This is a genomic window from Leifsonia sp. Root4, assembly GCF_001425085.1.
Lineage (GTDB): Bacteria > Actinomycetota > Actinomycetes > Actinomycetales > Microbacteriaceae > Microterricola.
Map to the genome: position 1 here is coordinate 378,278 of NZ_LMDN01000002.1, position 23,498 is coordinate 401,775.

At 68.5% G+C, this 23,498-nt stretch carries 21 protein-coding genes and 1 tRNA gene; 6 read left to right on the top strand and 16 right to left on the bottom strand.

What is annotated here, in order from left to right:
* Positions 1-40: 40 nt before the first annotated feature.
* Together ASC66_RS07905 and ASC66_RS07910 are read right to left on the bottom strand one after the other, a co-directional pair.
* Entirely contained in the window at positions 41-1,489 is a 1,449-nt protein-coding gene (locus ASC66_RS07905) for an aldehyde dehydrogenase family protein (RefSeq protein ID WP_235496768.1), read from the bottom strand.
* Positions 1,486-3,156, bottom strand: coding sequence for a thiamine pyrophosphate-dependent enzyme (locus ASC66_RS07910; protein WP_082492141.1), 1,671 nt, complete (start codon positions 3,154-3,156; stop codon positions 1,486-1,488). Before ASC66_RS07910 ends, ASC66_RS07905 begins: the two co-directional genes overlap by 4 nt.
* Positions 3,157-3,334: 178 nt before the next feature.
* Between ASC66_RS07910 and ASC66_RS07915 the strand changes: the two genes are divergently transcribed.
* Positions 3,335-4,069 carry a FadR/GntR family transcriptional regulator gene (locus ASC66_RS07915; RefSeq protein WP_055837341.1) on the top strand — a complete coding sequence of 245 codons (735 nt, stop codon included), beginning with the start codon at positions 3,335-3,337 and terminating at the stop codon, positions 4,067-4,069.
* A gap of 5 nt (positions 4,070-4,074) precedes the next feature.
* Here the strand turns inward: ASC66_RS07915 and ASC66_RS07920 are convergent, their stop codons facing one another.
* From ASC66_RS07920 to ASC66_RS07945, 6 genes are read right to left on the bottom strand one after another with little or no spacing between them, the layout of a single operon-like run.
* Positions 4,075-5,253 (bottom strand): M20 metallopeptidase family protein, encoded by a 1,179-nt coding sequence (locus ASC66_RS07920; protein ID WP_055837344.1) that lies wholly within the window; start codon positions 5,251-5,253, stop codon positions 4,075-4,077.
* Positions 5,250-6,470, bottom strand: a complete 1,221-nt coding sequence (locus ASC66_RS07925) for an amidohydrolase (RefSeq protein ID WP_055837346.1) — start codon at positions 6,468-6,470, stop codon at positions 5,250-5,252. Before ASC66_RS07925 ends, ASC66_RS07920 begins: the two co-directional genes overlap by 4 nt.
* A 40-nt stretch (positions 6,471-6,510) precedes the next feature.
* A complete protein-coding gene (locus tag ASC66_RS07930) occupies positions 6,511-7,014 on the bottom strand; it encodes a hypothetical protein (protein WP_055837350.1) in 504 nt (167 codons plus the stop codon).
* A complete protein-coding gene (locus ASC66_RS07935) occupies positions 7,011-8,204 on the bottom strand; it encodes an aromatic ring-hydroxylating dioxygenase subunit alpha (protein ID WP_055837354.1) in 1,194 nt (397 codons plus the stop codon). The genes ASC66_RS07930 and ASC66_RS07935 overlap by 4 nt, the downstream gene beginning before the upstream one ends.
* A 28-nt stretch (positions 8,205-8,232) precedes the next feature.
* Positions 8,233-9,207 carry a PDR/VanB family oxidoreductase gene (locus tag ASC66_RS07940; RefSeq protein ID WP_235496770.1) on the bottom strand — a complete coding sequence of 325 codons (975 nt, stop codon included), beginning with the start codon at positions 9,205-9,207 and terminating at the stop codon, positions 8,233-8,235.
* Between the two features lie 37 nt (positions 9,208-9,244).
* Positions 9,245-10,660 (bottom strand): S10 family serine carboxypeptidase-like protein, encoded by a 1,416-nt coding sequence (locus tag ASC66_RS07945; RefSeq protein WP_162243488.1) that lies wholly within the window; start codon positions 10,658-10,660, stop codon positions 9,245-9,247.
* A 149-nt stretch (positions 10,661-10,809) separates the two neighbouring features.
* Here ASC66_RS07945 and hisC point away from each other — a divergent pair, with 149 nt between their 5' ends.
* Positions 10,810-11,925 carry a histidinol-phosphate transaminase gene (hisC, locus tag ASC66_RS07950; RefSeq protein ID WP_055837363.1) on the top strand — a complete coding sequence of 372 codons (1,116 nt, stop codon included), beginning with the start codon at positions 10,810-10,812 and terminating at the stop codon, positions 11,923-11,925.
* A gap of 46 nt (positions 11,926-11,971) precedes the next feature.
* On the opposite strand, the gene ASC66_RS07955 is transcribed toward hisC, so the two are convergent.
* The 4 genes from ASC66_RS07955 to ASC66_RS07970 all read right to left on the bottom strand — a co-directional run bounded on the left by ASC66_RS07955 (position 11,972) and on the right by ASC66_RS07970 (position 15,537).
* Complete coding sequence (locus tag ASC66_RS07955; protein ID WP_055838398.1) at positions 11,972-12,565, bottom strand: isochorismatase family protein; 594 nt, start codon at positions 12,563-12,565, stop codon at positions 11,972-11,974.
* Positions 12,566-12,673: 108 nt separating this feature from the next.
* Positions 12,674-14,167 carry a D-alanyl-D-alanine carboxypeptidase/D-alanyl-D-alanine endopeptidase gene (gene dacB, locus ASC66_RS07960; RefSeq protein WP_235496771.1) on the bottom strand — a complete coding sequence of 498 codons (1,494 nt, stop codon included), beginning with the start codon at positions 14,165-14,167 and terminating at the stop codon, positions 12,674-12,676.
* 77 nt (positions 14,168-14,244) lie between these two features.
* A complete protein-coding gene (locus ASC66_RS07965) occupies positions 14,245-15,237 on the bottom strand; it encodes a Gfo/Idh/MocA family protein (RefSeq protein ID WP_055837366.1) in 993 nt (330 codons plus the stop codon).
* Between the two features lie 54 nt (positions 15,238-15,291).
* Positions 15,292-15,537 carry a hypothetical protein gene (locus ASC66_RS07970; protein WP_157509699.1) on the bottom strand — a complete coding sequence of 82 codons (246 nt, stop codon included), beginning with the start codon at positions 15,535-15,537 and terminating at the stop codon, positions 15,292-15,294.
* A gap of 93 nt (positions 15,538-15,630) precedes the next feature.
* Here ASC66_RS07970 and ASC66_RS07975 point away from each other — a divergent pair.
* The 4 genes from ASC66_RS07975 to ASC66_RS07990 all read left to right on the top strand — a co-directional run bounded on the left by ASC66_RS07975 (position 15,631) and on the right by ASC66_RS07990 (position 19,063).
* A tRNA-Thr gene (locus ASC66_RS07975) sits at positions 15,631-15,706 on the top strand.
* Positions 15,707-15,804: 98 nt separating this feature from the next.
* The gene (locus tag ASC66_RS07980; protein WP_162243489.1) at positions 15,805-16,947 is read left to right on the top strand and encodes an epoxide hydrolase family protein; all 1,143 of its coding nucleotides are present in this window, start codon (positions 15,805-15,807) and stop codon (positions 16,945-16,947) included.
* Positions 16,948-16,981: 34 nt separating this feature from the next.
* A complete protein-coding gene (locus ASC66_RS07985) occupies positions 16,982-18,016 on the top strand; it encodes an alpha/beta hydrolase (RefSeq protein ID WP_235496774.1) in 1,035 nt (344 codons plus the stop codon).
* 69 nt (positions 18,017-18,085) lie between these two features.
* Entirely contained in the window at positions 18,086-19,063 is a 978-nt protein-coding gene (locus tag ASC66_RS07990; RefSeq protein WP_082492222.1) for an alpha/beta fold hydrolase, read from the top strand.
* A gap of 12 nt (positions 19,064-19,075) precedes the next feature.
* On the opposite strand, the gene ASC66_RS07995 is transcribed toward ASC66_RS07990, so the two are convergent.
* From ASC66_RS07995 to tmk, 4 genes are all read right to left on the bottom strand, one after another.
* Positions 19,076-19,879 carry a glycosyltransferase family A protein gene (locus ASC66_RS07995; RefSeq protein ID WP_235496776.1) on the bottom strand — a complete coding sequence of 268 codons (804 nt, stop codon included), beginning with the start codon at positions 19,877-19,879 and terminating at the stop codon, positions 19,076-19,078.
* Positions 19,880-19,952: 73 nt separating this feature from the next.
* Entirely contained in the window at positions 19,953-21,527 is a 1,575-nt protein-coding gene (locus tag ASC66_RS08000) for an alpha/beta hydrolase (protein ID WP_235496778.1), read from the bottom strand.
* Positions 21,528-21,600: 73 nt separating this feature from the next.
* The gene (locus ASC66_RS08005; protein ID WP_055837372.1) at positions 21,601-22,794 is read right to left on the bottom strand and encodes a DNA polymerase III subunit delta'; all 1,194 of its coding nucleotides are present in this window, start codon (positions 22,792-22,794) and stop codon (positions 21,601-21,603) included.
* A 78-nt stretch (positions 22,795-22,872) separates the two neighbouring features.
* Complete coding sequence (gene tmk / locus ASC66_RS08010) at positions 22,873-23,496, bottom strand: dTMP kinase (RefSeq protein WP_055838414.1); 624 nt, start codon at positions 23,494-23,496, stop codon at positions 22,873-22,875.
* Positions 23,497-23,498 lie beyond the last annotated feature (2 nt).

Consider the following 23,498-nt stretch of genomic DNA (forward strand, 5'->3'; position numbering starts at 1 on the left):
AGAAGTCGATTGTGTAACGAGTGTGTTTCGTTGTCGCCGCTCAGCCCAGCGAAGCCGCTCCCATGACAGATTTCACCTCGAGAAATTCCTCGAAACCCATCACACCACCCTCGCGGCCGATGCCAGACCGCTTGTAGCCGCCGAACGGCGCACCGACATCAAGCCCTGCGCCGTTGATGCCAACGGTTCCCGTGCGCAGGCGCAGTGCCACCTCCAGTGCGCGCCGGGGATCGCCCGACCACACACCCCCCGAGAGTCCGTATTCGCTGTCGTTCGCGAGCCGGATGGCGTCGTCCTCGGTGTCGTATCCCGTCACAGCGAGAACCGGCCCGAAGACCTCCTCGCGGAACAGACGCATCGACGGGGTGACCCCCGCAAAAATTGTCGGCGCAACGAAGGCGCCCTGGGCATGGCCCTCTGGCCAATCCACCCCACCGGTGAGCAGCTCGGCGCCGTCCTCGAGCGCGTCGGCGATGTGCGCGCGCACCCTCTGTTGCTGCAGCATCGAGGCCAGCGGGCCGGTGACGGTCGACTCCACGGCGGGGTCGCCCGGGGCCCAGCCCGCAGTCGCGTCGACGGCGGCGCGCTGCCACGCGTCGAGCATCGCTGTCGGCACGAGCACCCGTGTCAGCGCAGCGCAGGTCTGCCCGGCGTTGGCGAAGCAGGATCGCAGCACGCCGGCGACGGACTCGTCGATGGAGGCATCGGGCAGCACGATCGCTGCGGACTTGCCGCCGAGCTCGAGGGCGACCTTCTTGATGTCGGCAGCGGCGAGCACGGCGATGCGCTCTCCGACCGCGCGGGAACCGGTGAAGGTGACCATGTCGACCTCCGGGTGCCGAACGAGCGGCTCCCCGACACCGAGCCCGTTGCCGAAGACGATATTGACGACGCCGGCCGGCAGGCCCATTCCGTCTACGATCTCGGCGAGCACCGCGGCGTTGAGCGGAGCAATCTCGCTCGGCTTCAACACGATGGTGCATCCGGCCAGCAGCGCGCCACCCAGCTTGAGTGCGATCTGGTGCAGGGGGAAGTTCCATGGCGTGATCGCGGCCACGACGCCGACCGGCTCGGTGACAACGAGGGAGTTGGACACGGGGCGCCGGGCGTCGTGACTGCGCGCCGCGGCGACCAGAGCCTCAAGATCGGCAATGGCCACGCCCACTTGGGCCGCGCGGGCGAAGGCGATGGGCGAGCCCATCTCTGCCGTCAACACCGCGGCCAGTCGCTCGCGGTGGTTCGCGATGCCCGCCGAGAGCGCCTCAACGATGGCGATCCGCTCGGTCAGTGCCGTCGCCGCCCACGTCGGGAATGCGGCTCGAGCCGCATGCACGGCCGCGTCCACGTCCTGTGCGTTGCCGGCCACGGTGGCGCCGACGAGCGAGCCGTCGGCTGGATTGTCGACCTCGATGATCTCGCGGCCCGCCGTCTCCTGCCAGACGCCGCCGATGTAGTGACCGACGATGGCCTGCCGGTTCACGGCGATCACGCCCAATCCGCTTCGGAGACGACGTGCGCATCGGGGGCGAGAGGCGCGGGGCTCGGGATTCCCTCGTGGATCAGGTGCCACGGCGAAGGGAACTCACCGACGGGTACCTCGATCAGAATGGGCTCGTTCGCCGGGATCGCGTCTGCCAGCACGTCGGCCAGCTGGGCCGGGTTGAAGGCGCGGGCCGAGGCGATGCCGAATGCTCCGGCCAGCTGCTGGTAATCGGGGTTGGTGAGATCGCTGGCGAAGTACCTGGCGTCGTAGCGGTTCTTCTGGATACGGCGCACATTCCCGTAGAAACCGTCGTGGAACACGATCGTGACGAGCCCGATTCCGTAGCGCTTCGCAGTGGAGAGCTCCTGCAGCGTCCAGGAGAATCCGCCGTCGCCGTTCACCGAGACGACCGCGCGGTTCGGATCGGCCGCCTTCACGCCGAGCGCGGTGGCGAAGCCATAGCCGAGGGTGCCCTGGTAGCCGGGGCCGATGTAGGTGCGTGGCTGGTAGGCGGGGTACAGCGCGCTGGCCGCGTAGCCGACCTGGGTGAATTCGCTCACGAAGACGCCGTCGTCTGGCAGGGCACCGCGGATCGCGCCGAGGTACTCGCGCTGCGGGGCGAGGTCGGCGAATTGCTCCTCGAGCCAGACGCGCACGGCGGCGAACTCTGTACCGCGGCTCTCGCGGGCCGGCCGTCCGATCTGATTCGCAATCGCGGCGAGGCCGAGCGCGGCATCCGCATGAATCCGCACAGCGGCCTCCCGTGGACCGTGCAGATCAGCCTCTTCGGCGTTCAGCAGGATGACGGGGGCCCCGTTGGTATTGACCTGGGTGCCGAACGTCGAGACGAAGCGCGTGCCGACGGCCAGCACCAGGTCGGCGTCACCGCGGAATGCGCGCAACGCCAGGGCGTCGAACGCGAGCCGGTGGCGGGCGTCGATCGCGCCGCGGCCGTTCTCCCCCATCAACACGGGCGCCTCGAGCGCCTCCGCGAGGGCGAGCAGCTCGGCCGAGGCATTGGCGGCGATGACGCCGCCGCCAACCACGATCATGGGCCGCTTGGCGGCGGTCAGCATGTGGGCAGCGGCATCGATGTCGGATGCAGCAGGAATCAGCGGCGCGGGGGCGACGCGCGCCGGGATCAGAGCTTCCGCTGTGGCCGAGAGCACGTCCGGCGGAACCTCGAGCGCGACCGGCCGCGGGCGACCGCTGCGCAGCTGGCTGAACGCCTCGGCGACGAGGCCGGGGACCTCCGCAGCCGAGCGGGCCGTGCCCGTCCACTTGGTGATCCGCTCGAGCATCCCTGTCTGGTCGGGGATCTCGTGCAGCGCGCCGAGCCCCTTGCCGATGGCCTTCGAGTCGATCTGGCCGGCGAGCAGCAGCACGGGCGAGTTCGCGGAGTAGGCGGTGGCCATGCCGGAGAGCGCATTCAGAACGCCGGGGCCGGGAACGACCATGGCCACTCCGACCTCGCCGGTGCTGCGCGCGTAGCCGTCGGCCATGTAGGTGGTCGCCTGTTCGTTGCGAGCGCAGGTGAACGCGATCCGGTCCGCACGCGAGTACAAGGCGTCCGCCGCCCCGTCGAGCTGAACCCCGGGGATTCCGAAGATCTGGCTCACTCCCTGTTCGATCAGGGATTCGGCCAAAAGATCGCCGCCGGTCTGTTCCGTCAATGGATTTCCTCTCCTCGGTGCTAACGCTGAGATCAATGTAATGGTTACAATGAATTATGGCAATACCGAAAACCCCGTCGACTCGCTCCGCTAAATGACCACTGGCTCCCTAGGATGTGAGGATGCGAGGGCGGGTCGCCTCACACACTTACGAGAGAACGGCAGGGTATCCCTGGCAATGAACACACCACGCAGCACGACGTCGACGGCGACCTTCCAGAAGCGACGCCCCTCCCAGTCGGTCGCTGACGGTGTCGTGGCCGAGATCGAAGCCATCATCAGCAGGGACCGCCTCCCGGCCGGCCACCGCATCGGCACGAAGCAAGACCTCTACGAGCAGTTCGGGGTCGCGCCGGCGACACTCGGCGAGGCCATGCGCGTACTCCGCGGTCGCGGCGTCATCGAAGTGCGCCCCGGGCCGGGCGGAGGCATCTTCGTCGCCAACCAGTCCCCGCTGATCCGCCTGGCTCATAGCGTTCTGCAGCTGCGTGAGGACGGCGCGACCGTCAACGAGGTCGTCGGCGTGCTCGACGCTCTCGACGAGGCGGTCGTCCACGACGCCGTCCTGAACCGCAGCGATGCCGATCTCGCTGCCCTCGACGCATTGATGACGGAGCTCGCCGCGGTGTGGCACGACCCGATCGAGGGATTGCACTGCAACTGGCGGTTGCACCGACGCATCGCCGAGATCTCGCCGAACGCCGTGCTGCGCACCTTCTACCTGAATCTCGTCGATTACATCGAGAGCGAAGGCGCTGAAGAGCCGATCACGGCATCACTGGACGTCCCGGGCTTCCGGGCGAACAGTGAGGAGCGCCTCGCGGCGCACCGTGACCTCGTCGAGGCGATCCGCTCCGGGGATGTCGAGCTCGGCCGCCGCGCGCTCGTGCGCCACCGCACCCCCGGACACTGACCGGCTCAGCCGACGTGCCTGAGAGCGAGGGCCGCGAGGGCCGCGGCCTGGTCGGCGAGCACCTCGTCGTCGAAGACGGCACGCGGCGAGTGATTCATCTCGGCTGCGGTCGGATCGATTTCCGCCGGGGTCGCTCCGAGGAATATGAAGGCACCAGGCACCTGCTCCAACACGAATGAGAAGTCCTCCGAGGCCATCACGGGCGCAGGGAGGGTCTCGACGCGGTCATCGCCGAAGATGCTGCCGAGCACTGCGAGGGCGGCGGCGGTCTCGTCTGGTGAGTTGACGGTGACCGGGTAGACCACCTCGAAGTCGAGCTCTGCGCGGCATCCGTGCGCAGCGGCGATGTGCTGGACGAGGGTGGGCAATTCGTCCTGCACCTTCGCGACCGAGGCGGCAGAGAGGGTGCGCACGGTGGCGGCGAAGCTCGCCGTGTCGGGGATGACGTTGAGGATCTCGCTTGCTGCGAGCTTTGTCACCGAGAGCACGATCGGATCAAAGACGTCGAAGCGCCGGGTGACCCAGCTCTGCAGTGCAAGGATGATCTCGGCCAGCACGGGGACGGGGTCGACGGCCTGGTGCGGGCGGGACCCATGCCCGCCGACCCCGTGCACGCTGACACGCAGAACGTTGGCTCCGCCCATCAACGGACCGGCCTTGGTCGAGAAGACGCCGGGCACTCCCGGCAGAACGTGGATGCCGTATCCGGCAACAGCACGCTGCCCCGCGGCATCGAGCACGCCTTCGGCGAGCATCAACGGGGCCCCGCCTCCGGCCTCCTCTCCTGGCTGGAACATGAAGGTGACGGAGCCGGAGATCTGCTCCTGCCGGGCCGCGAGCAGTCGCGCGGCGCCGACCAGGCCGGCCACGTGCAGATCGTGCCCGCAGGCGTGCATCGCTCCGTTCACCGAGGCGAAGTCGAGCCCGGTCTCCTCGGTTATTGCCAGCGCGTCCATATCGGCCCGCAGCACGACGTTCGGGCCGGGCATCGCGCCGCGCAGCACGGCGGTGACCGAGCTCAACGAGCGGCCGAGGGTGACCTCGAGTCCGAGCCCGTCGATGGCCTCAAGCACGGCGGCCTGCGTCAGCGGCAACTCGAATCCCACCTCCGGAGCAGCGTGCAGCCCGCGCCGCAGCGCGATCAATTCGGGCAGCATGGCCGCCGCATCCGCGCGCAGGCTCATCGTGCGGCCCGCTCCGAGTAGACCTCGCGGCCGCCGATGTACACGCGTTCCACCCGCGACTGCACGTCGAGCGGGTCGCCGGACCACAGCACGATGTCGGCGTCCAGCCCCGGTGCGAGCGTGCCGACCCTGTCGTCGATGCGCGCGATCTCGGCCGCGCGCACCGTCATCGCCTCGATCGCCGTCTGCCAGGGCAGCCCGGCGCGCACGGCGACCGCGGCCTGCAGATTGAGCTGCCCCATCGGCACCACGGGATGGTCGGTGGTCAATGCGACCCGCACTCCGGCCGCGGCGAGGGTGACGAGGTTGTCGACGGATGCCTCGCGCACCTCGACCTTCGAACGGCTCGAGAGGATCGGCCCGTAAATCACGGGAATGTCGCGCGCGGCCAGCTCTGCCGCATGCTTGTGCGCCTCGGTGCCGTGGTTCAAGACGAGCTTCAGTCCGAATTCGTCCGCCAGCCGCAGCGCTGTGGCGATGTCGTCGTGGCGGTGTACGTGCTGATCCCAGAGCAGTTCGCCGCTCAGCACCTGGGCGAGGGCGTCCTTCGCCAGGTCGCGAGCGAAAACTGTGCCGTCGGCGGCGGCGCGGTCACGCCTGGCGACGTAGTCCTGGGCGTCCAGGAGCGCCTGGCGGATGACGAGGGCGATGCCCATGCGGGTGCTCGGGAGCTGCTTGCGGTCGCCGTAGACCTGCTTCGGGTTCTCACCCAGGGCGGATTTCACGCTCACCGCGTGGCGGATCACCTGCGCGTCGACGCTGCCGCCGCCGCCGGTCTTGATGGCCACCGTCTGGCCGCCGATCGGGTTGCCGGAGCCCGGCTTGACCACGGCGGCCGTGACTCCTCCCGCCAGCGCCTCGGTGAATGCGATGTCCTCGATGTTGATGGCGTCCAGCGCCCGCACACCGGCCATGTTCGGTCCGCTCAGCTCGCTGCCGTCCGCACCGGCCCAGCCGTTGCCCTCCTCGTGCACACCGATGTGACTGTGTGCGTCGATGAACCCGGGCAGCACCCAGCGGCCGCGCGCCTCGATCACAGGCACGTCAGCCGGCACGGCGACGTCTGACCCGACGGCGACGATCACGCCGTCGCGGACGAGCACGGTGCCCCACGCGATGGCGTCTCCGACGACGGGCACGACATAGCCCCCGACGATGGCCAGATCGGCGGGAGGCCGCTTGACGTCGCTGTGCTGGGTAGTGGCTTGCTCTGGCATGAGTACCTCGTTTGCGTGATGGTGAGTGGTCGGACTGGAACTACTTGTGAGTGGAGTGCGGCAGGGCGGCGAGCGCTTCCAACAGCTGATCGGCATCGATCGCGCAGATACCACGGCGCGGGTCGACGCGCACCACGACGCCCGTGCCGTCGATGGGCGCTGCCCCGGCCAGGTCGACGAGTTCGTCGTCGACCCAGACCCACGGCCAGCCGCCGGTGTAGTGCGTGATCATATCGATCTTGCCGAACTGCACAGGCAGAAAAGGCCACGGCTCTTCCGGCAGCTCGAGCGCCTCGCGCAACGCGGTGTGCGCGTTGTGACCCCACTCCGAGGCCCAGACGATCTCGAAACGCTCGCTGAGTTCGCGGATGCGGCGGGCAGCGTCATCCGGAATCTCCACGTCCCGCACCCACCGTCCCCATGCCGATACCCGGTGTGTGGATGTCGGCACGTCCGCTCCGTCCTCGAGCACGATGACACCGCTGACGCCGAGAATCAGCAGCGGCTTCTCCCCGCGCGGCGCCAACGCCTCGTACTTGCTCATGCGCCGACGGTGGCCGGTTCGGCGACCGCGTCCTCGAAGTAGTTGCCACCCTCGATCGCGACCACCATCTCGGACTCGTCGAACACGACACCGGGCGGGTTCTCGCCCTTCTCGAGTGCCTTGATCTGCTTGGCCATCATGCGGCGGAGCATCGCAACTCCCTGGTCGGTGGTGGTGAGGTGGTCCTCGCTGTGCAGGGAGATGTCGCCCTGGCTCTTCTGGGCTTCGTAGTCGCCAGGCAGCCGCTGGTGCTCCTCCTCGGTCAGGTCCTTCCAGGCTTTGCCCTCGTGGGTGGAGCGGAGCTTCTTCAGGAACTCGGGGTCGCTGTCGCGGGCGATCGTGAAGATCTTGAACGAGGTGTCATCCAGCGGAACGACCCAGCCGATCATGTTCGTCTGCCCGGAGGTGAGCTTCGGGCTGGCCACAACGCGCATGTTCGGGAACATCACCTCGGTCACCCGGCGCAGCTGACGCCCATCCCCGAGACCGCGGAACTGCACCGAGCGCACCCCGCGCGGGGTGTAGTCGAAGGTGACCTCGGGGATGATCGCCATCTCCGGGGTGAACTGATTGCCGCTGAAACGGGCGTGCAGGATCGGGACGTGGAACGGGTCCATCACGTTCTCCCAGTGCTGCAGCCAGTTGAAGTCCAGCAGCGCTGGGCCGCCACCGCCGACACCATTGTCGTCGGCGATCAGCACCTCGTCATCGGCGAGGTTCTCGAAGGTGTCGTAGCGCGGCAGCAACGGCTTCTTCTCTGCCGGGCCCATGTACGCCCAGATCAGGCCGTACTGCTCCCGCACCGGGTACCAGGGCTGGCGCATCCGGTCGCGGTGCAGGCCCATCTCGGGTTCGCAGGGCTGCTCGGTGGTGTGCCCCTCCGTGTCGAACACCCAGCCGTGGTACGAGCAGCGGATGCCGTCGTCCTCGACGCCGCCGTAGTAGAGCGACGCCCCGCGGTGCGTGCACCGCGGGTGCAGCAACCCTGGCTTGCCCTTGCGGGTACGGAACAATATCAAGTCCTCGCCGAGCACCTTGACCTTCATCGGGCGCGTCGTCGCGTCACCGATCAGTGCGATGGGCTGCCAGTAGCGGCGCAGCACCTCTCCGTAGGGGGTGCCCTGCCCGACCTGAGCAAGCTCGTTCAGTGGCGCGCCGAGCCGAAGACCGTATGCGGTGTCCGTGTCCATGTTCTCTCCGTTCGTGAATGGTGGGGTTCTAGATGTCGAGCACGAGGGTGGAACTGGTTGCCCGCGAGACGCAGATCATCATGGTCTCGTTCGCCTCACGCTCGTCGGGGCTGAGGATCGAGTCCCTATGGTCGACGTCGCCGTCAATGACGTCGGTCTCGCAGGTGCCGCAGACCCCCTCGAGGCAGGAACTCGGCACACCGATGCCGGCCCTTTCGAGCATGTCGAGCACACTGCACCCGTTCTCGACCCGTACGGTCACACCGCTGCGGCGGGCTTCGACCTCGAAGGCCTCTGTCGAGAGCGGCTCGCTCAGTGCCTTGGCTTGGAAGCGTTCGAGACGGAGTACCCCCGTCGGCCATCCTGTGCTCAGCGACTCGAGTGCTTCCAGCAGCCGCTCCGGCCCGCAGGCGTAGACGCGCGTGTCGGCTCCGACCGCGCCGATCCAGCCAGCCAGGTCGAGGCGACCGTCTCGGTCGCCCGCAATGAGGGTGCTGTTGCCGTCGGCGACCTCCGCGGACCCGGTGAAGGCCATGCGCTCCGCGCTCCCACCGAGGTAGGCCAGGCGCCACGCGGCACCGCGCGCTGCCACAGACCGGATCATCGGCAGCAGTGGAGTGATGCCGATGCCGCCGGCCACGAACACGTAATTGCCGGCATCCGCCAGCTCGAAGTTGTTGCGGGGCAGGCTGACGTCGAGCAGTTCGCCCGGGCGCAGCGAATCGTGCACGTAGCTCGATCCGCCTCGGCTGACCGGCTCGCGCAACACGGCGAAGCGCCAGCCGGAGCGGTCGGCGGGGTCAGAGCAGAGCGAGTACTGCCGCTCGACACCGTTGCCGAAACGCACGTCGATGTGCGCGCCTGGTGACCACTCGTCCAGGGCGATGCCCGTCGGATCGCACAGGAGCACCGAGACCACATCTCGGGCCTCGAAACGGAGTTCGGCCACACGCAGCGTCAGGCGCTGTGCGCCGGGGGCGGTGGTCGGGAGTGGGATGGACACCAGTGTCTTCTCTCTGCGCGTTGGCTACGGTCGGGGCTCAGCGCGGTCCGGCGATGAAGTCGCGCAGCCCGGCGCCGAGCATTTCTGCGCTACGCGGGTCGGTGTACATCATGTGACCGGCCGGGAAGGTGAGCGAGGTGATCCGATCGGCAGGCAGATCGTTCTGAGCAAGCAGGTTGCGTGCGGAACCGACCGTGGTGAGCGTGTCGTAGTGCCCAGTGCCGATGAACAGTCGAGCCTGCGGCACGGCACGAAGATAGGCCCGCAGATGGGCGGCATAGTCAAAAAGCGCGAACGGGGACGGCAGCGGGCTCCCGCCGAACTCGGCGACGGCCGCGCTCTCCTGGTAGTTCCAACGCTCGTGAGTCCGGTTGTCGGCCAGCCTGTAGCGCTTGCTGGCTGGCACGCCGAGGTTCTGGGTGAAGTGGCGCTGCGCCGCCGCGACGAATGCGGCGTCGAGGCGCAGGCCAGCTGCCTCGAACTGTGGCTCGCTGCCCCCTGGCGGGACAGCCGCGACGGTGTACCGTGCATCGGTGAGCCCCAACACGAGGCCGCGATCGGCCAACAACTCGCGCCGGAAGTCCTCCTTGTTCACCCGCAGCCGACACCGCACCAGCGCGGCGACGGGCAGGCCGGTGTAGCGAGAGAGCTCTTCGGCTACGGAGCGCAGTTCGGCTTCCGGCAAGGCTGTGCCCTGCATGATCGCGCTGGCGTACCGCCCGATTGACCAGTCATGCGCCTGCTCGGCGAGCTCGTCCACCGCGAGATCCGTGTACCCGCCGAGGCCGTGGTAGCTGGCCGTCACGGCGAGCAACGGCACGGCAGCCACGAATCCAATGACATTGCCCGGCCGCTGTGTTGTCTCCTGGGCATTCAGCACCTGGCCGAGCATGGCGACCCCTTCGACCGCGATGGCGTTGTCGGAGCCGAGCAACCGGGTGGCCACGACCGCGGCACGGATGGTGCCGTAGCTCTCGCCGAGGAGAAAGACGCGTGCGCCGAGCCGTCCATGGCGCTCTAGCCAGCGGCGGATCACATCTGCGACGTGATCCGCGTCGCCGTCGACGCCATCGACGGGTCCCGTGTCGGCACCGGCATCCACCCGGCCGTACCCGGTGTTGATGGGGTCGATGAAGACCAGGTCGCTGCTGCCGAGCAAGCTGCTCGTACTTGGCGCGAGTCCATAGGGAGGCAGGATGCCGGTCTCGAGCGCCGTGGGGATGGCGGCCAGGAACGGTCCGATGCCACCGAGGTGCAGCCAGACGGAGGAGACGCCCGGTCCCCCGTTGAAAACGAAGGTGATCGGACGATCAACGCTCGGTTCGTCGGCCAGGTAGGACGTTGTGTAGGAGCGGCCAATGCCGGCGCCGTTCACGTCGCGCACCCGGAGGCCTTCGACGATCGCCGTGTACTCGAGTCGGACGCCGTCAAATGTTCCGCTGTGCCTGCTCACGTACCGCCGCGCCATTGCCGACCTTTCGCCGTCCGGAACCGCATATCCACAATTGAAGACATTGGTTATAATCAATTACGGATTTTATGGTTCACTTGGGGCACTGTCAAACTGCTCTGCCCGGCGAGCCCCTACAGAAAGCTGAATCGATGCCCACTCTCCGCCTGCGTGATGACCTCTCAGGAATCCCCGACTACAAGCCGGGTAAGGCAGTCGCCGCGAGCGCCGAGAGCGGCGCAGTCGAGGTCTTCAAGATCTCCTCGAACGAGAACCCCTACCCACCGCTGCCATCGGTCGCCGCCGCCGTGGCCGCCCGCATCGACGGGATCAACCGCTACCCGGAGACGGCGGCGACCGAACTCACCGCCATGCTCTGCGAGCGTTTCGCCGTGGAACCCGTGAACATCGTGCTCGGCAGCGGCTCAGTCGAGGTCGTCTCCCAGCTCATCCGCGCGACGGCGGGTGAGGGCGACGAGGTGCTCTTCGCCTGGCGCTCATTCGAGGCGTACCCGATGCTCGTGCGCGCGGCCGGCGCCACGCCTGTTCCCGTGCCGCTCACAGCCGAGCACGGCCACGATTTGGATGCGATGCTTGCGGCCATCACCCCACGCACCCGGCTGATCCTGGTGTGCAACCCGAACAACCCGACCGGCACAACCCTCGGACACTCCGAGCTCGATACGTTCGTGGCACAGGTTCCGTCCGACATCGTCGTCGTGATCGATGAGGCCTATGTGCAGTTCAACCTGCGCGAGGACTCCCCCAGCGGCATCGAATTCTTCCGCCGCTACCCGAACGTTGCCGTGGCACACACTTTCTCCAAGGCCTACGGGCTGGCCGGGCTCCGCGTCGGCTACGCGATCGCACCGGCCCCTCTCGCCGGTGCATTGCGCAAGGTCGCCCTCCCGTTCGGTGTGACCGCACTCGCGCAGACCGCCGCAGTGGCCTCGCTGTTGGCCGAGGAGGAGCTCGGCGAACGCGTCGACGCCCTCATCGCCGAGCGCGAGCGTGTCGTTGCCGCCGCCACCGCGCAGGGCTGGCGACTGCCGGAATCGGAAGCGAACTTCCTCTGGCTACCGCTTGGCGAGCACACGAGCGCCGCGGCCGCGCTGCTCGAGGAGCACGGGCTGCTCGTTCGGCCATTCGCCGGCGAGGGGCTGCGGGCATCGATCGCCGAGACCGAGGCCAACGATCGACTCCTCGTCGCCATAGCCGCTCTGGTCGAACTCGGACTCACCGGCGGGCTGGTGCAGAGAGCCGCCTGATCTCGCGATCGGCCGCCACCGCACTCGGCGAGGTTCGTGGTCTCACTCAGCGCGCGGCGGCGCCGGACGCCACGATCTCGGCACCGGCATGGCCGAGCTCGGCCAGCGCGGCCGTGCTGCTCTCGGCGGCGACACCCGCGACGAGGTCACTGAGCACGCGCACGTGCTGGCCGTGCTCAAGCGCGTCCAGCGCGCTGGCGCGCACGCAGTAATCGGTGGCGATGCCGACGACGTCCACGTGCGTCACACCGCGCTCGGTGAGCAGCTGGTGCACGCTCTCGCCTACCTCCGTCGTCCCCTCGAAGATCGAGTACGCCGGCTTGCCCTGCCCTTTGCGAATGTGGAATGTCACCGCGGCGGTGTCGAGGTCCGGGTGGTAATCGGCGCCCGAGGTGCCGGCAACACAGTGCGCCGGCCAGGTGTCGACGAAGTCGGGGGCGGCATCCGTTGCGAAGTGCCCGCCGTTGTCGTTGCCGTCGTCATGCCAGTCGCGGGAGGCGAAGATCGTCGCGTAGTCGGCGGCGTGCTCGACGAGGTAGCGGGTGATGCCGGATGCCACGGCGGCCCCGCCCTCGACCCCGAGAGCGCCGCCCTCTGTGAAGTCATTTTGCACATCGATGATGAAGAGAGCCTTGCTCACGATCGCCTCCAACTGCTGTTCGCCGTCACTCCATTATCGACGACTGTGCCACGGAGAGGCTCTGCGCTTCAGTCGCTGGTGTTCCTCCGGCCGCCGTGCTACCGCCGACTACTGGTTGGAGAGGCGGTCTCCGCAGTTATAGAAGCCGGCCGTGAGAGCGTCGATCGCGGTCTTGGCGCTGTCACCGACGTCGCCGAGGGCGTAGATCGCGAAGGTGAGCGGTGTGCCGTCGGCGGCGTTGATGACGCCGGAGAGCGTGTATCCGGTGTCGATCCACCCGGTCTTGGCGAAGACGGCTCCGTCGGCCACGGCGCTGTCGCCGGTGAAGCGGTCGCTGTAGGAGAGCGATCCGGTCTGCCCGGCGACGGGGAGGCCGTCGAAGAGCACGCCGAGATTGCCCTCGCGCGCATTGATCTTCATGAACAGCTGCGTGAGGTAGTTCGGCGGGATCGCGTTGTCATTGCTGAGGCCAGAGCCGTCGACGATGACGATGCCGGTGGTGTCGATGCCGTATGCGGCGAGGCCCTGCAGCACGCCCGCCTGGATCGACTCGAAGCCGTTCCCCGCACCGGATTCCACGGCCACGAGACGGGCGAGCATCTCGGCGATCGCGTTGTCCGAGACGATGAGCGTCTGCTGCACCAGCGTGGAGACGGGCTGCGACTGCACCGCGCCCAGCTGGGCGGCACCGGCCGGGGCCGTCCCGCGCTCGATGCTCACGCCGCCGAGCTCGGCGGCGAAGGCCTCACCGGCACGGCCGATCGGGTCCTCGCTGCGGGTCGAGGTGTTGTTGTACGGGTTGTCGCGGTCGCCGTCGACCTGCAGCGCCGTGATGGGCGGCATGTAGCCGTCCCAAAGTTCCTTGCTGTCCCAGCTCGGCTGCCACTCGGCTCCGCCGAACATCGACGAGTCGAGGATCAGCTTGGTCAGCGGTGGATTCGCCGGGTCAGCGGCCCAGGCCGCCTCCACCTGGGCGGCAAGATCGTCGAGGTGGGCGGCCCCCGCGTAGGCCGACTCGTCGCCGCTCGGCGTACGGCTGAGCGTGATGTCGCCCCCGCCGACGAGCACGACGGAGCCCGGTTCTGAGCCCTTCACGACGGTCGTCGTCGCGCGGTAGTCGGGGCCGAGCGCCTCGAGAGCCGCCGCCGAGGTCAGGACCTTGAGCACGCTGGCGGCCCGGGATGCCGTGTTGCCGCCCCTGTCGTAGAGGATCGCGCCCGTTGACGCGTTGCGCACCTGGGCCTGGAAGCTGCCGAGTCGGGGATCGCTCGCGAGATCGGCCACGGAGCAGCTGCGCACGATGCTCGCGGCAGGCGCCGCCACCGGCGCGGGGCGCGCCGTCTGTGTCGGCGTCGGGGTGGGCGTCGGAGTCGCTGACGCGGTGGGCGTGGATGCCGCAACCGGCGCCCCGACGGCGCTGCCCGCTGCGACGGCGAGGCCGCCGACGAGCACGAGCGCGAGTGCCCCGCCTGCGATCATCGTTGCGCGCGGGTGTGCGCGCAGTCGCGCGAGCAGCCCGGAACCGTTCGCAGCGGCATCCGCGGGGGAAGCGGGCGCAGAGGGACCGGGCGGGGTCGGGTTCAGCTCGTCGGAATCAGGCACCACGGCATTTTACGGGGCGAGTCTGTGCGCGCCGTGGACGGCCGCCCGCCCGACGCTGACGCGCCGGGCGATCGCGGTCATTCGCCCGGGTACTTGAGCCCGATCTGGGCACGGATGTCGTCGAGCGTCTGCATGATCTGCACGGTCTCGTCGATCGGCATCCGCGCATCGACGCACTCGCCGGCCGCGACCAGGCCCTCGATCGCCTGCGCCTGGTAGTGCATGCCGCGCCCGTTGACCTCGGAGACGAAATGTTCGATGACGGCCCCGACGGAGTCGATCACCCGGAAGCTGGTCGGCGAGTACCAGACACCGTCGATCTCGATGCGACCCTCTGTGCCGAGGATCGTCGCACGGTTCGGCCCCTTCGTGTCACTGGCGGAGAGCGTCGAGGCGATGGCGCCGTTCTCGTACTGGAACAGCGTTGCGACCTGCGCGTCGGCGCCGGTCGCCTTGAACGTGGCCGAGGCCTGGATTGTCGCGGGGGCGCCGAAGAGCGACGACGCGAAGGAGACCGGGTAGATGCCGAGGTCGAGCAGGGCTCCACCGCCGAGCTCGAGCGAGTTGAGCCGGTGCAGCGGGTCTTCTGAGAGCTTCTGGGTGTGGTCGGCGATGAGGCTCCGCACGGAGCCGATCGTTCCCGCCGCGAGGATCTCGCGGATGCGCTGCATGTGCGGGAGGAAGCGGGTCCACATGGCTTCGAGGATGACGAGACCGGTGCTCTCGGCGAGGGCCGCGAGCTCGCGGGCCTCGTCCGCGTTCAGGGTGAACGGCTTCTCGACGAGCACGTGCTTGCCGGCGTTCAGGGCGAGACTCGCGTGCTCGGCGTGGAACGGGTGCGGGGAGGCGACGTAGATCACGTCGACCTCGGGGTCGGCGACGAGATCGTCGTAGCTGGCGTGCACGTTCGGGATCCCGAACTCGGCGGCGAACTGGGCAGCGGCATCCGCCCGCCTCGAGCCGACCGCCTGCACGGTGTGCCCGTTCAGCACGAGATCGGAGGTGAACAGGTGGGCAATGCCGCCGGTCGCAAGAATTCCCCAGCGCAGTGAAGTCGTCGTCGTAGTCACCGGCTCAGCATAGTGCCGTCGACGGCCGCGGTGGCGTCTGGTCGACCGGTCGCCCTAGCGCTCGTCGGGCACCTGATCGGCATCGACCCTGGCCTCGCGCTCCCGCATGGCCCATTCGACGCCGGAGAGCACCGCCCACCCGACCACGGTGACCAGGCCGATCACCGAGATCACGGTGCCGAAGACCATGAGCCCTCCGCCCGCGAATGGGCCGCTTCCCAAAGCGACGAGAAGCACCCCGAGCAGCACGCCGACTGAGCCCATCGTGCCCAGAATGGTCCGGTATGGATTCGCTTTCATGGTGTGAGCGTAGCGCTGCTGTACAAAAACGCCCCAAACGTCAGCTAAGCTTTATTGCTGTGCCATTCAAGCGAGAAATCGCGTGTGTGCCACGCCGCCTTAGCTCAGTCGGCAGAGCGTCTCACTCGTAATGAGAAGGTCGTGGGTTCGATTCCCACAGGCGGCCCCAACGAAGAGGGCCAGGATCCACACGGATCCTGGCCCTTTTTTCATCCGGCGGCGGAACGGGTGACGGCCACATCCATGGCCGGGCGTTATCGTCAGCTCATGGCCGAATTCACCATTGCCGTTCCATCGGATGTGCTCGCGGATCTGCGATCCCGGCTGCGCAACACTCGATACACATCGCCGAGTGCCTCCGGCTGGGAGGCAGGGACCGACCCCGCCTACCTGCGGTCGTTGCTCGACTACTGGGCCCACGACTTCGACTGGCCGGCTGCCGAAGCACGGCTCAACGGCTACCCGCAGTACGTCGAGCGTGGACTGCACTTCGTGCACGTGCGGCGCGATCCGACGCGGCCACCGGTGCTGCTCGCCCATGGGTGGCCGAGCAGTTTCATCGAGATGTTGCCGCTGGCAGAACTGCTCGATGTCGACGTCGTCATCCCCTCGCTGCCGGGGTTCCTCTACTCCGAACTGCCACAGGGCCCGGCCACCCGCGCGAGCATCGCCGAGGCGTTCCATCTGCTGATGACGGAAACCCTCGGTTACGAGCGATATTTCGCCTTCGGCGGCGACATCGGCGGGGTGGCGAACAGCTGGCTCGCCGCCATGCACCCCGAGCAGCTCGCAGGACTGCACATGATCCACGGGCCATTTCCGGCCGATTTCGACGCGGAGCCGATCACGCCAGAGGAGCAGGCGTTCTTCGACGCTGAAGCGCGATACGACGAGCTGGATGCCGGTTACAGCGAGATCATGGGCACCCGGCCGGACACGATCGCGGCCGCGCTGGCCGATTCCCCGGCGGGGCTTGCCGCCTGGATCATCGACAAGTACCGGGCGTGGAGCGACTGTGGCGGCGAGCTGGAGTCACGATTCGACAAGGACACACTGTGCACGATCCTGACCCTGTATTGGGCGACGGAGTGCATCGGGACGTCGTTCCGCCAGTACCTGGATTACCCGCACAACAGCCCGCGCCCGACGATCACCGTTCCGGTCGCGGTCACGCTCAGCCATGAGCCGGGGATGGCCGGCTTCGTGCGTTCCATCGCCGACCGGGCCGCCAGTGACATCCGTCACTACTCGAGCCCCCGCCGTGGTGGGCATTTTCTGGCGTTTGAGGAGCCGGCCCTCATCGCCGGAGAGCTCGGCGCGTTCATGCGCTCCGTCGTGGACGACGGCGACGCGGCAACGCTGCCGACCCCTGGATCGACTCCTCCCCCACCGGGTCACAGCGAACGCTGAGCACAGTCCCAGTGCCGCGGCGTAGTGTGTGCGCGTGGTTGAACGGGGTCGGGCGGATCCGAACGGCGTGCTCGCCGTCGGCCGCCGCGCCAGAGGTGCCGTGCGCCGCGTGCCCGTCTGGGTGTGGCGTGTGCTGATGCACGCCGTCAGCCGGGGCGAGCGGCGCCGCTTCAACGCCGAGCCCATCACCGGCGTGCGTTACTGGCACGACATCGACTTCGTCGGCGACGGCATCCGCTCGCACCTTCTTGATGTGATGGTCCCGGATGCCGCCGCCGAACACGCCGTCGACCACAGCGGAGCCCTGCCGGTCTACGTGTACTTCCACGGCGGCGGCTGGACCTCCGGCGACAAGGCCTCCCTCACCAAGTACTGCGCCCGCCAGGCCGCGGGCGGCGTCGTGGTCGTCAACGTCAACTACCGCACGGCGCCGCACTTCCACCTGGGCCATGTTCTTGAGGATGCCAACGCCGCCCTGCGCTGGGTGAGCGCCGAGATCGCCGGCTACGGCGGCGACGCGCAGCGCATCGTGCTCGGCGGCGATTCCGCGGGCGGACAGATCTCGGCGCTGATGACTGCGGCCAGCTTCCAACCGGAACTGGCCGAGCACCACGGGCTGGTGCCGGCGGTGCCTGCGGCGCAGCTGAAGGGGCTGGTGCAGCACTGCAGCATCGTGGACTTCTCCGTGTTCTTCGACAAGGGCTTCGTCATGAGCCTGAACTTCATCCGCATGCTCCTGCCGCAGAGCGCGTCGCCTGGCGGCTCGACCGCCGCGCAGCGGCTCCGGCGGCTGCGCGAGGCCGCGCACTACATGTCACCGATCGAGTGGCTCGACTCCCGCTGCCCGCCGGTGTTCATCACGACCTCGGAACGCGACTTCTTCTACGCCTCCAATATGAACCTGATCGCGCGGCTGCGGGAACATGGCGTGCACGTCGACACGCTCGTCTACGGCTGGGGCAGTGCCAACACCGAGCACACCTGGCAGCAGAACTTCCGCTACCCGGAGTCGCAGGAGGTCTACCGACGCCTGCAATCCTTCATCACGGCGGTGACAGTGAAGGTCTAGACAGTGAGGGTCTCGACGCCGAAGGTCTAGCATGCTTGGTAACTCTCCCGACGCGAACCGGAGGTGACCGTGGGCAGTCCAGCCGAGTGGGCCGACGACGAGCACCCGCGGGGTGGGGCCGCGAATGTCGCCGGGGCGCAGCCGACGGACGCCGGGGCGCGGCACCCGGATGCCGCGGCCCGGGCGGACTCCGAGCTGCAGGACTTCGATTGGTCGGTGCTGCCATCGGGCTTTTCTGCAACGACATTCGGCGCGCCGAGCGGACCCTTGGCGATGATCAGCTGCGGCGACGAGGCGGCGCAGCCCGTTCTGCTCGTGCCGGGGGCAACGGGCTCCAAAGAGGATTTCGTGCTGATGATGCCGCTCCTGGCTGCCGCCGGCTACTTCACCCTCAGCTTCGACCTGGCCGGGCAGTACCAATCGGCCGCCGCCGGACCGGAGAAGCTGACGCCGCCCCAGGCGCACTACGATCACGAGCTGTTCGTGAACGACCTCCTGGCCGTGCTCCGGAAGCTCGACCGCCCCACGCACGTGATCGGATACTCCTTTGCTGGCGTCATTGCCGGACTGGCGTTCGCCAGAGCGCCGGAGCGCTTCGCCAGCCTCACCCTGCTCAGCTGCCCGCCGCTGTCCGGGCAGAGTTTCCGTGGCGTCAGCCGGATCGGTCCCGCGACCGGGCTCGCGAACGCCCGCGTCGGTGCGGCGCTGATGATGTGGGGCATCCGGCGCAACCTCGTGCCGGTCTCGCCCGGTCGGCTCCGTTTCGTCCGGGAACGCTTCGCGCTCACCCGGCGCGATTCGGTGCGCGACATCGTCGATCTGATGCGGCGCAACCCCGATATCAGCGTCCCGCTGGCGCGAGCCGGCCTGCCCAAGCTCGTCGCGGTCGGCGAGCATGATCTCTGGCCCACGGCGCTGCACGCCGACTTCGCCCGATCGCTCGGGGCCGACTTCGTCGTCTATCCGACCGGGCACAGTCCGTGCGAGACCTCGCCGCACCAGCTGTGTCGCGACCTCGTCGCGCTGTACGCCACGACAGAGCCGTAGCGGAGCGGGCGGTCAGGCCCGGTGGACGCGGTGATCGCGGTGATCGCGGTGGCTGCGCGCCCACTCCCGGCGAGCCAGTCTGCGGCGCAGCGGCTTCTCCGCACGGAACTCATGCCGGAACGTCAGCCAGGCCTTGCCCAGGCGTTGCCCCAGTGCGCCCCACGTGCGGAACGGCCGGGCGGAGACCGGCATCCGCAGTGTGGGGTCGAAACGCACCTCCATGTCGGGCCGCACCAGATATGACACGTCGAGATCGTCGTGGATGCCCGGCACATCACGCCCGACCGCCGGTCCGATCCGCGCCCACACGTCGGCCGTCATCGCGTAGTTGGAGCCGAACACCGGCGGGTGTCCGAGCAGGAATCCGACCGCGTGGAAGTAGCCACCCAGATACAGGGTCCGCCCCAGCCAGCGAACCGCCCGCCGCCCGCCGTAGAAGTCTCCAGGACCGGTGAGCAGCGTCAGCGCGGGAGCGTCACCGAGCGTCGACTCGACCAGGGCCAGCCAGTCCTGTGCCGGGCGGGAGTCCGCATCGATCCGGGCCAGGATGTCGGCATCCGCCGCGTCGAAGCCACACGCCGACGCCCCGGCCACGCCGACCTCCGGCCAGTAGATCCGACGAACGCCTGCGGCAGCGCACACCGCAGCGGTGTCATCGGTGCTGGCGTTGTCCACGACGATGATCTGGTCGGCCGGGCGGGTCTGGGCAGCCAGGTGGGCGAGGCAGACGGCCAACATCGGAGCGTCGTTTCGCGACGGGATGACGACGGCGATCGTGACCGCGGCGCGGTCGCCGTGCGTGGCCGGGGCGCTCACGCGTGCTCCATCGCCACACCATACCTCAGCGTCGGCTCAGCACATCAGCCCTCGCTCGGCCCGTCGGACCGGCTCAGCACATCGGGTCGGCCGCGGGCACTGTCCCGTCAATCAGGTAGTCGTCGACGGTGTCGGCGATGCAGTCGTTGGACTTGTTGTACGCGGTGTGACCTTCGCCCTGGTACGTCACGAGGTGTCCGTTCTCGAGCTGCGCGGACAAGGCCTCGGCCCAGACGTAGGGCGTCGCCGGGTCGTTCGTCGTTCCGAGCACGAGGATCGGGGCCGAGCCCTCTGCGTGGATCTCGCCGCGTTCACCCTGGAAGGCGTATGGCCAGCTGGCGCAGCCGATCTCGCCGTACGACATGTAGCGGCCGATCACCGGCGCCGCCTCATCCATGGCCACCGCCTGCTCACGCATCAGGGCGGGGTCGGCGTTGTAGCTGTAGTCCATGCAGTTCACCGCCATGAACGCCTCGGTCGAATTGTCGCTGTAGGAGCCGTCGGCGTTGCGCCCGTTGTAGGCGTCGGCGAACTCGAACGCCATTTCGGCGTCGCCGTGCATGACGCTCTCCAGCATGTCGCTGAGCATGCCCCAGGCGTTGGCGTCATAGAGCGGGTAGATGATGGCGGTGAAGAGGGTGCTGCCGCCCAGTTCCCGCCCATCTGCTGCCCGGATCGGGCTTGCGTCGACCGAATCCAGAAGCGCACCGACTGTCTGCATGCCGCTGTCGACCGTGCCATCGAACGGGCACTCGCTGCCCTGCAGACAGGCACTCAGATAGGCCCGCAGCGCGCTCTCAAAGCCCTGCGCCTGCGTCGTGGTGACCTCGAAGTTGCTCGTCGACGGGTCAATCGCGCCGTCGAGCACGAGCCGCCCGGTCTTGCCGGGGAACAGCTCGGCGTAGACGGCACCGAGGAAGGTGCCGTAGGAGTACCCCAGGTAGAACAGCTTCTCGTCGCCGAGCACGGCCCGCAGCAGGTCGAGGTCGCGTGCCGCGCTCTCGGTGCCGACCTGGGCGAGCAGGGCGCCGGTGCCGTCGGCGCACGCCTCGCCGAAGCTCCTGGCCGAGTCGGTCATCTCGGCGATCCACGCGTCACTGCCGCGCTCGTTCGCGCTGACGCTGTAGAGGTACTCGTCCATGCCGGCGGCGTCGTAGCAGCTCACACCGGTCGAACGCCCGACTCCGCGCGGGTCGAAGCCGACGACGTCGAACCGTTCCTGCAGGCGCTCATCGGTCGCGTAGTCGACCGAGTCTTTGACGAAGCTGTAGCCCGAGCCGCCCGGCCCACCCGGGTTGACGAGCAGCGAGCCGATCTTCTCGCCCAGCGCCGGTTGCCGCACGATGGCCAGCTCGATCGATCCGGATTCCGGCTCCGCCCAGTCCAGCGGGGCCTCGACCGTCGCGCACTGCATGCCACCGCCGCACCCGCTCCAGCTCACGGTCTGCGAATAGAACGGTTGGATGGCTGCGTCGACGCGCTCCCCCGTCGGCGTCGACGTGGCCGGCGGCGGTTCGGGCAGGAACGCCGTGACACAGCCGGAGAGCGTGAGCACGATGACGAGGGCGCTGGCCACCGCGGCGCCGACCCGGCGCCTACGGCTGCGCTGTGCGGTGGTGACGGGGGAAGAGCCCGGGGCAATCGTCAACGTCTTCACTCTCTTTTGGTGCGGTCTGGCTGCTGGGTGCGATCTCGGTACGATCTGGCTTCTGGGCCGGGGCTCAGGGCCGCCGGAACGACACGAGCATCGCCTCGAGCGCCAACAGGGGTGCGACGTTCGCCTCGATGCGCTGCCTGGCGATCGTGATCGCATCAAGTGTGGCAAGGGTTTCTGCGGGCGAGCTGCGGGCGGCCGCCTCGTCGAGCTTGTTGCCGAGCTCGCGGTTGATGACGGCGTCCGTCCGCCCCAGCTGCAGCATGATCACATCGCGGTAGAGCGAGGAGAGGTCGACGAGGATCCGGTCGATGCCGTCGCGCAGGCTCCGCTTCGCGCGACGCTTCTGGTCGTCCTCGAGCGCCTTGATCTGGCCGCGGAGCGCGGGCGGAATCGCCTGCCCCGGCGCGATGCCGAGCGAACGCAGGGCGTGCTCGCGCTCTGCGGCGTCGCGCTGCACCGTGATCGCCTCCGCGTCATCGCCGGCGATCGCCATCAGTCGCGCGGCGGCCATCACAGCGTTCGACACGGTGCGCACATTCAGCGCGGTCAGCAGCGTCTCGTGTCGGCGGTCACGCGCCTCCGCGCTGGTCGCCAGACGCTGCGCCATGCCGATGTGGCTCTGCGCCTCACGGGCTGCGCGCTCGGCCAGCTCGTCGCTGATCCCGTTGCGCTTGACGAGCAGCTCCGCGACATCCGCGACACTCGGAACGCGCAGGCGAACGCTGCGCACCCGCGAACGGATCGTGGGCAGCAGATCGGCCTCGCTGGGCGCGCAGAGGATCCACACGGTGCGCTCCGGTGGCTCCTCGAGCTCCTTGAGCAGCACGTTGGAGGCGTGCTCGGCCATGCGGTCTGCGTCCTCGACGATGATCACGCGGTAGCGGCCGACCGACGGCGAGTAGTGCGAACGCCGCACGGTCTCGCGCACATCGGCGATCTTGATGATGACGCCCTCGGTTGTCAGCACCTGGAGGTCGGGGTGGCTGCGCGCGGCGACCTGCGCCGCGGTCGCATCGTCGCCGTCCGGGTTGCCGCTCAGCAGAGCCGTGGCGAAGGCGTAGGCCAAGTTGGAGCGGCCGGAACCGGCCGGGCCGGTGATGAGCCAGGAGTGCGTCATCTGGTTGTGGGGCCCGGCTGCCTCGGCATCCGCGGCGGCGGCACGTGCGGCGTCCGCGGCGGCCCCCGGTTGGAAGCCGGCGGCGGCACGGAACAGCGCGATGGCCTCTGCTTGCCCCGTCAGTTCACTCCACACCGTCACGCTTCAAGGGTACCGTCGGCCGCCGACCTCGGACGACGGCACGGCGCAGCGTGTGCGCCCGACGGTGGGTCGTCGGGACTAGCCGAGCAGCGTGGCGACGCGAGAGCGGATGAGCGCTGCGATCTCCTGAATGGGCAGCGCGGCGTCCACAACGAGGAAGCGTTCCGGTTCCGCGGCGGCCAGGCCCAGGAACGCCTCACGCACGCGCGCGTGGAAGGCACCCTTCTCGGCCTCGAGGCGGTCGAAGCGTTTCTGCGCGGCATCCAGTCGGCCGCGCGCCAGCGTCTCGTCGAGGTCGAGCAGGACGGTGAGGTCGGGCAGTAGCCCGCCTGTCGCCCAGAGCGAGAGCTCGCGAACCTCATCGGCACCCAGCACCCGCCCGGCACCCTGGTAGGCGACGGAGGAGTCGATGTAGCGGTCCTGGATGACGACCTCGCCACGGGCGAGCGCGGGCCGCACAGCCGTCTCGATGTGGTGGGCACGGTCCGCTGCGTAGAGCAGCGCCTCGGCCCGCGCGGCGATGTGCCCGCGGTGGTGCAGCACGATCTCACGGATCTCGACACCGACCTCTGTGCCACCCGGCTCGCGGGTGCGCATCACTGTGCGCCCCTGCTCCCCCAGCCAGGCTGCGAGCAGCTCGGCCTGTGTCGACTTGCCGGATCCGTCGCCGCCCTCGAGCGTGATGAAGACGCCGGATCCCACCG

What these genes read in the sequence shown, in the direction of transcription:
- ASC66_RS07980 (WP_162243489.1), top strand. Translation starts at nt 15,805, where the DNA reads ATGGCCGAATTCACCATTGCCGTTCCATCGGATGTGCTCGCGGATCTG.
- ASC66_RS07970 (WP_157509699.1), bottom strand. Translation starts at nt 15,537, where the DNA reads ATGAAAGCGAATCCATACCGGACCATTCTGGGCACGATGGGCTCAGTC.
- ASC66_RS07925 (WP_055837346.1), bottom strand. Translation starts at nt 6,470, where the DNA reads ATGCCAGAGCAAGCCACTACCCAGCACAGCGACGTCAAGCGGCCTCCC.
- hisC (WP_055837363.1), top strand. Translation starts at nt 10,810, where the DNA reads ATGCCCACTCTCCGCCTGCGTGATGACCTCTCAGGAATCCCCGACTAC.
- ASC66_RS07935 (WP_055837354.1), bottom strand. Translation starts at nt 8,204, where the DNA reads ATGGACACGGACACCGCATACGGTCTTCGGCTCGGCGCGCCACTGAAC.
- ASC66_RS07920 (WP_055837344.1), bottom strand. Translation starts at nt 5,253, where the DNA reads ATGAGCCTGCGCGCGGATGCGGCGGCCATGCTGCCCGAATTGATCGCG.
- ASC66_RS07930 (WP_055837350.1), bottom strand. Translation starts at nt 7,014, where the DNA reads ATGAGCAAGTACGAGGCGTTGGCGCCGCGCGGGGAGAAGCCGCTGCTG.
- ASC66_RS07915 (WP_055837341.1), top strand. Translation starts at nt 3,335, where the DNA reads ATGAACACACCACGCAGCACGACGTCGACGGCGACCTTCCAGAAGCGA.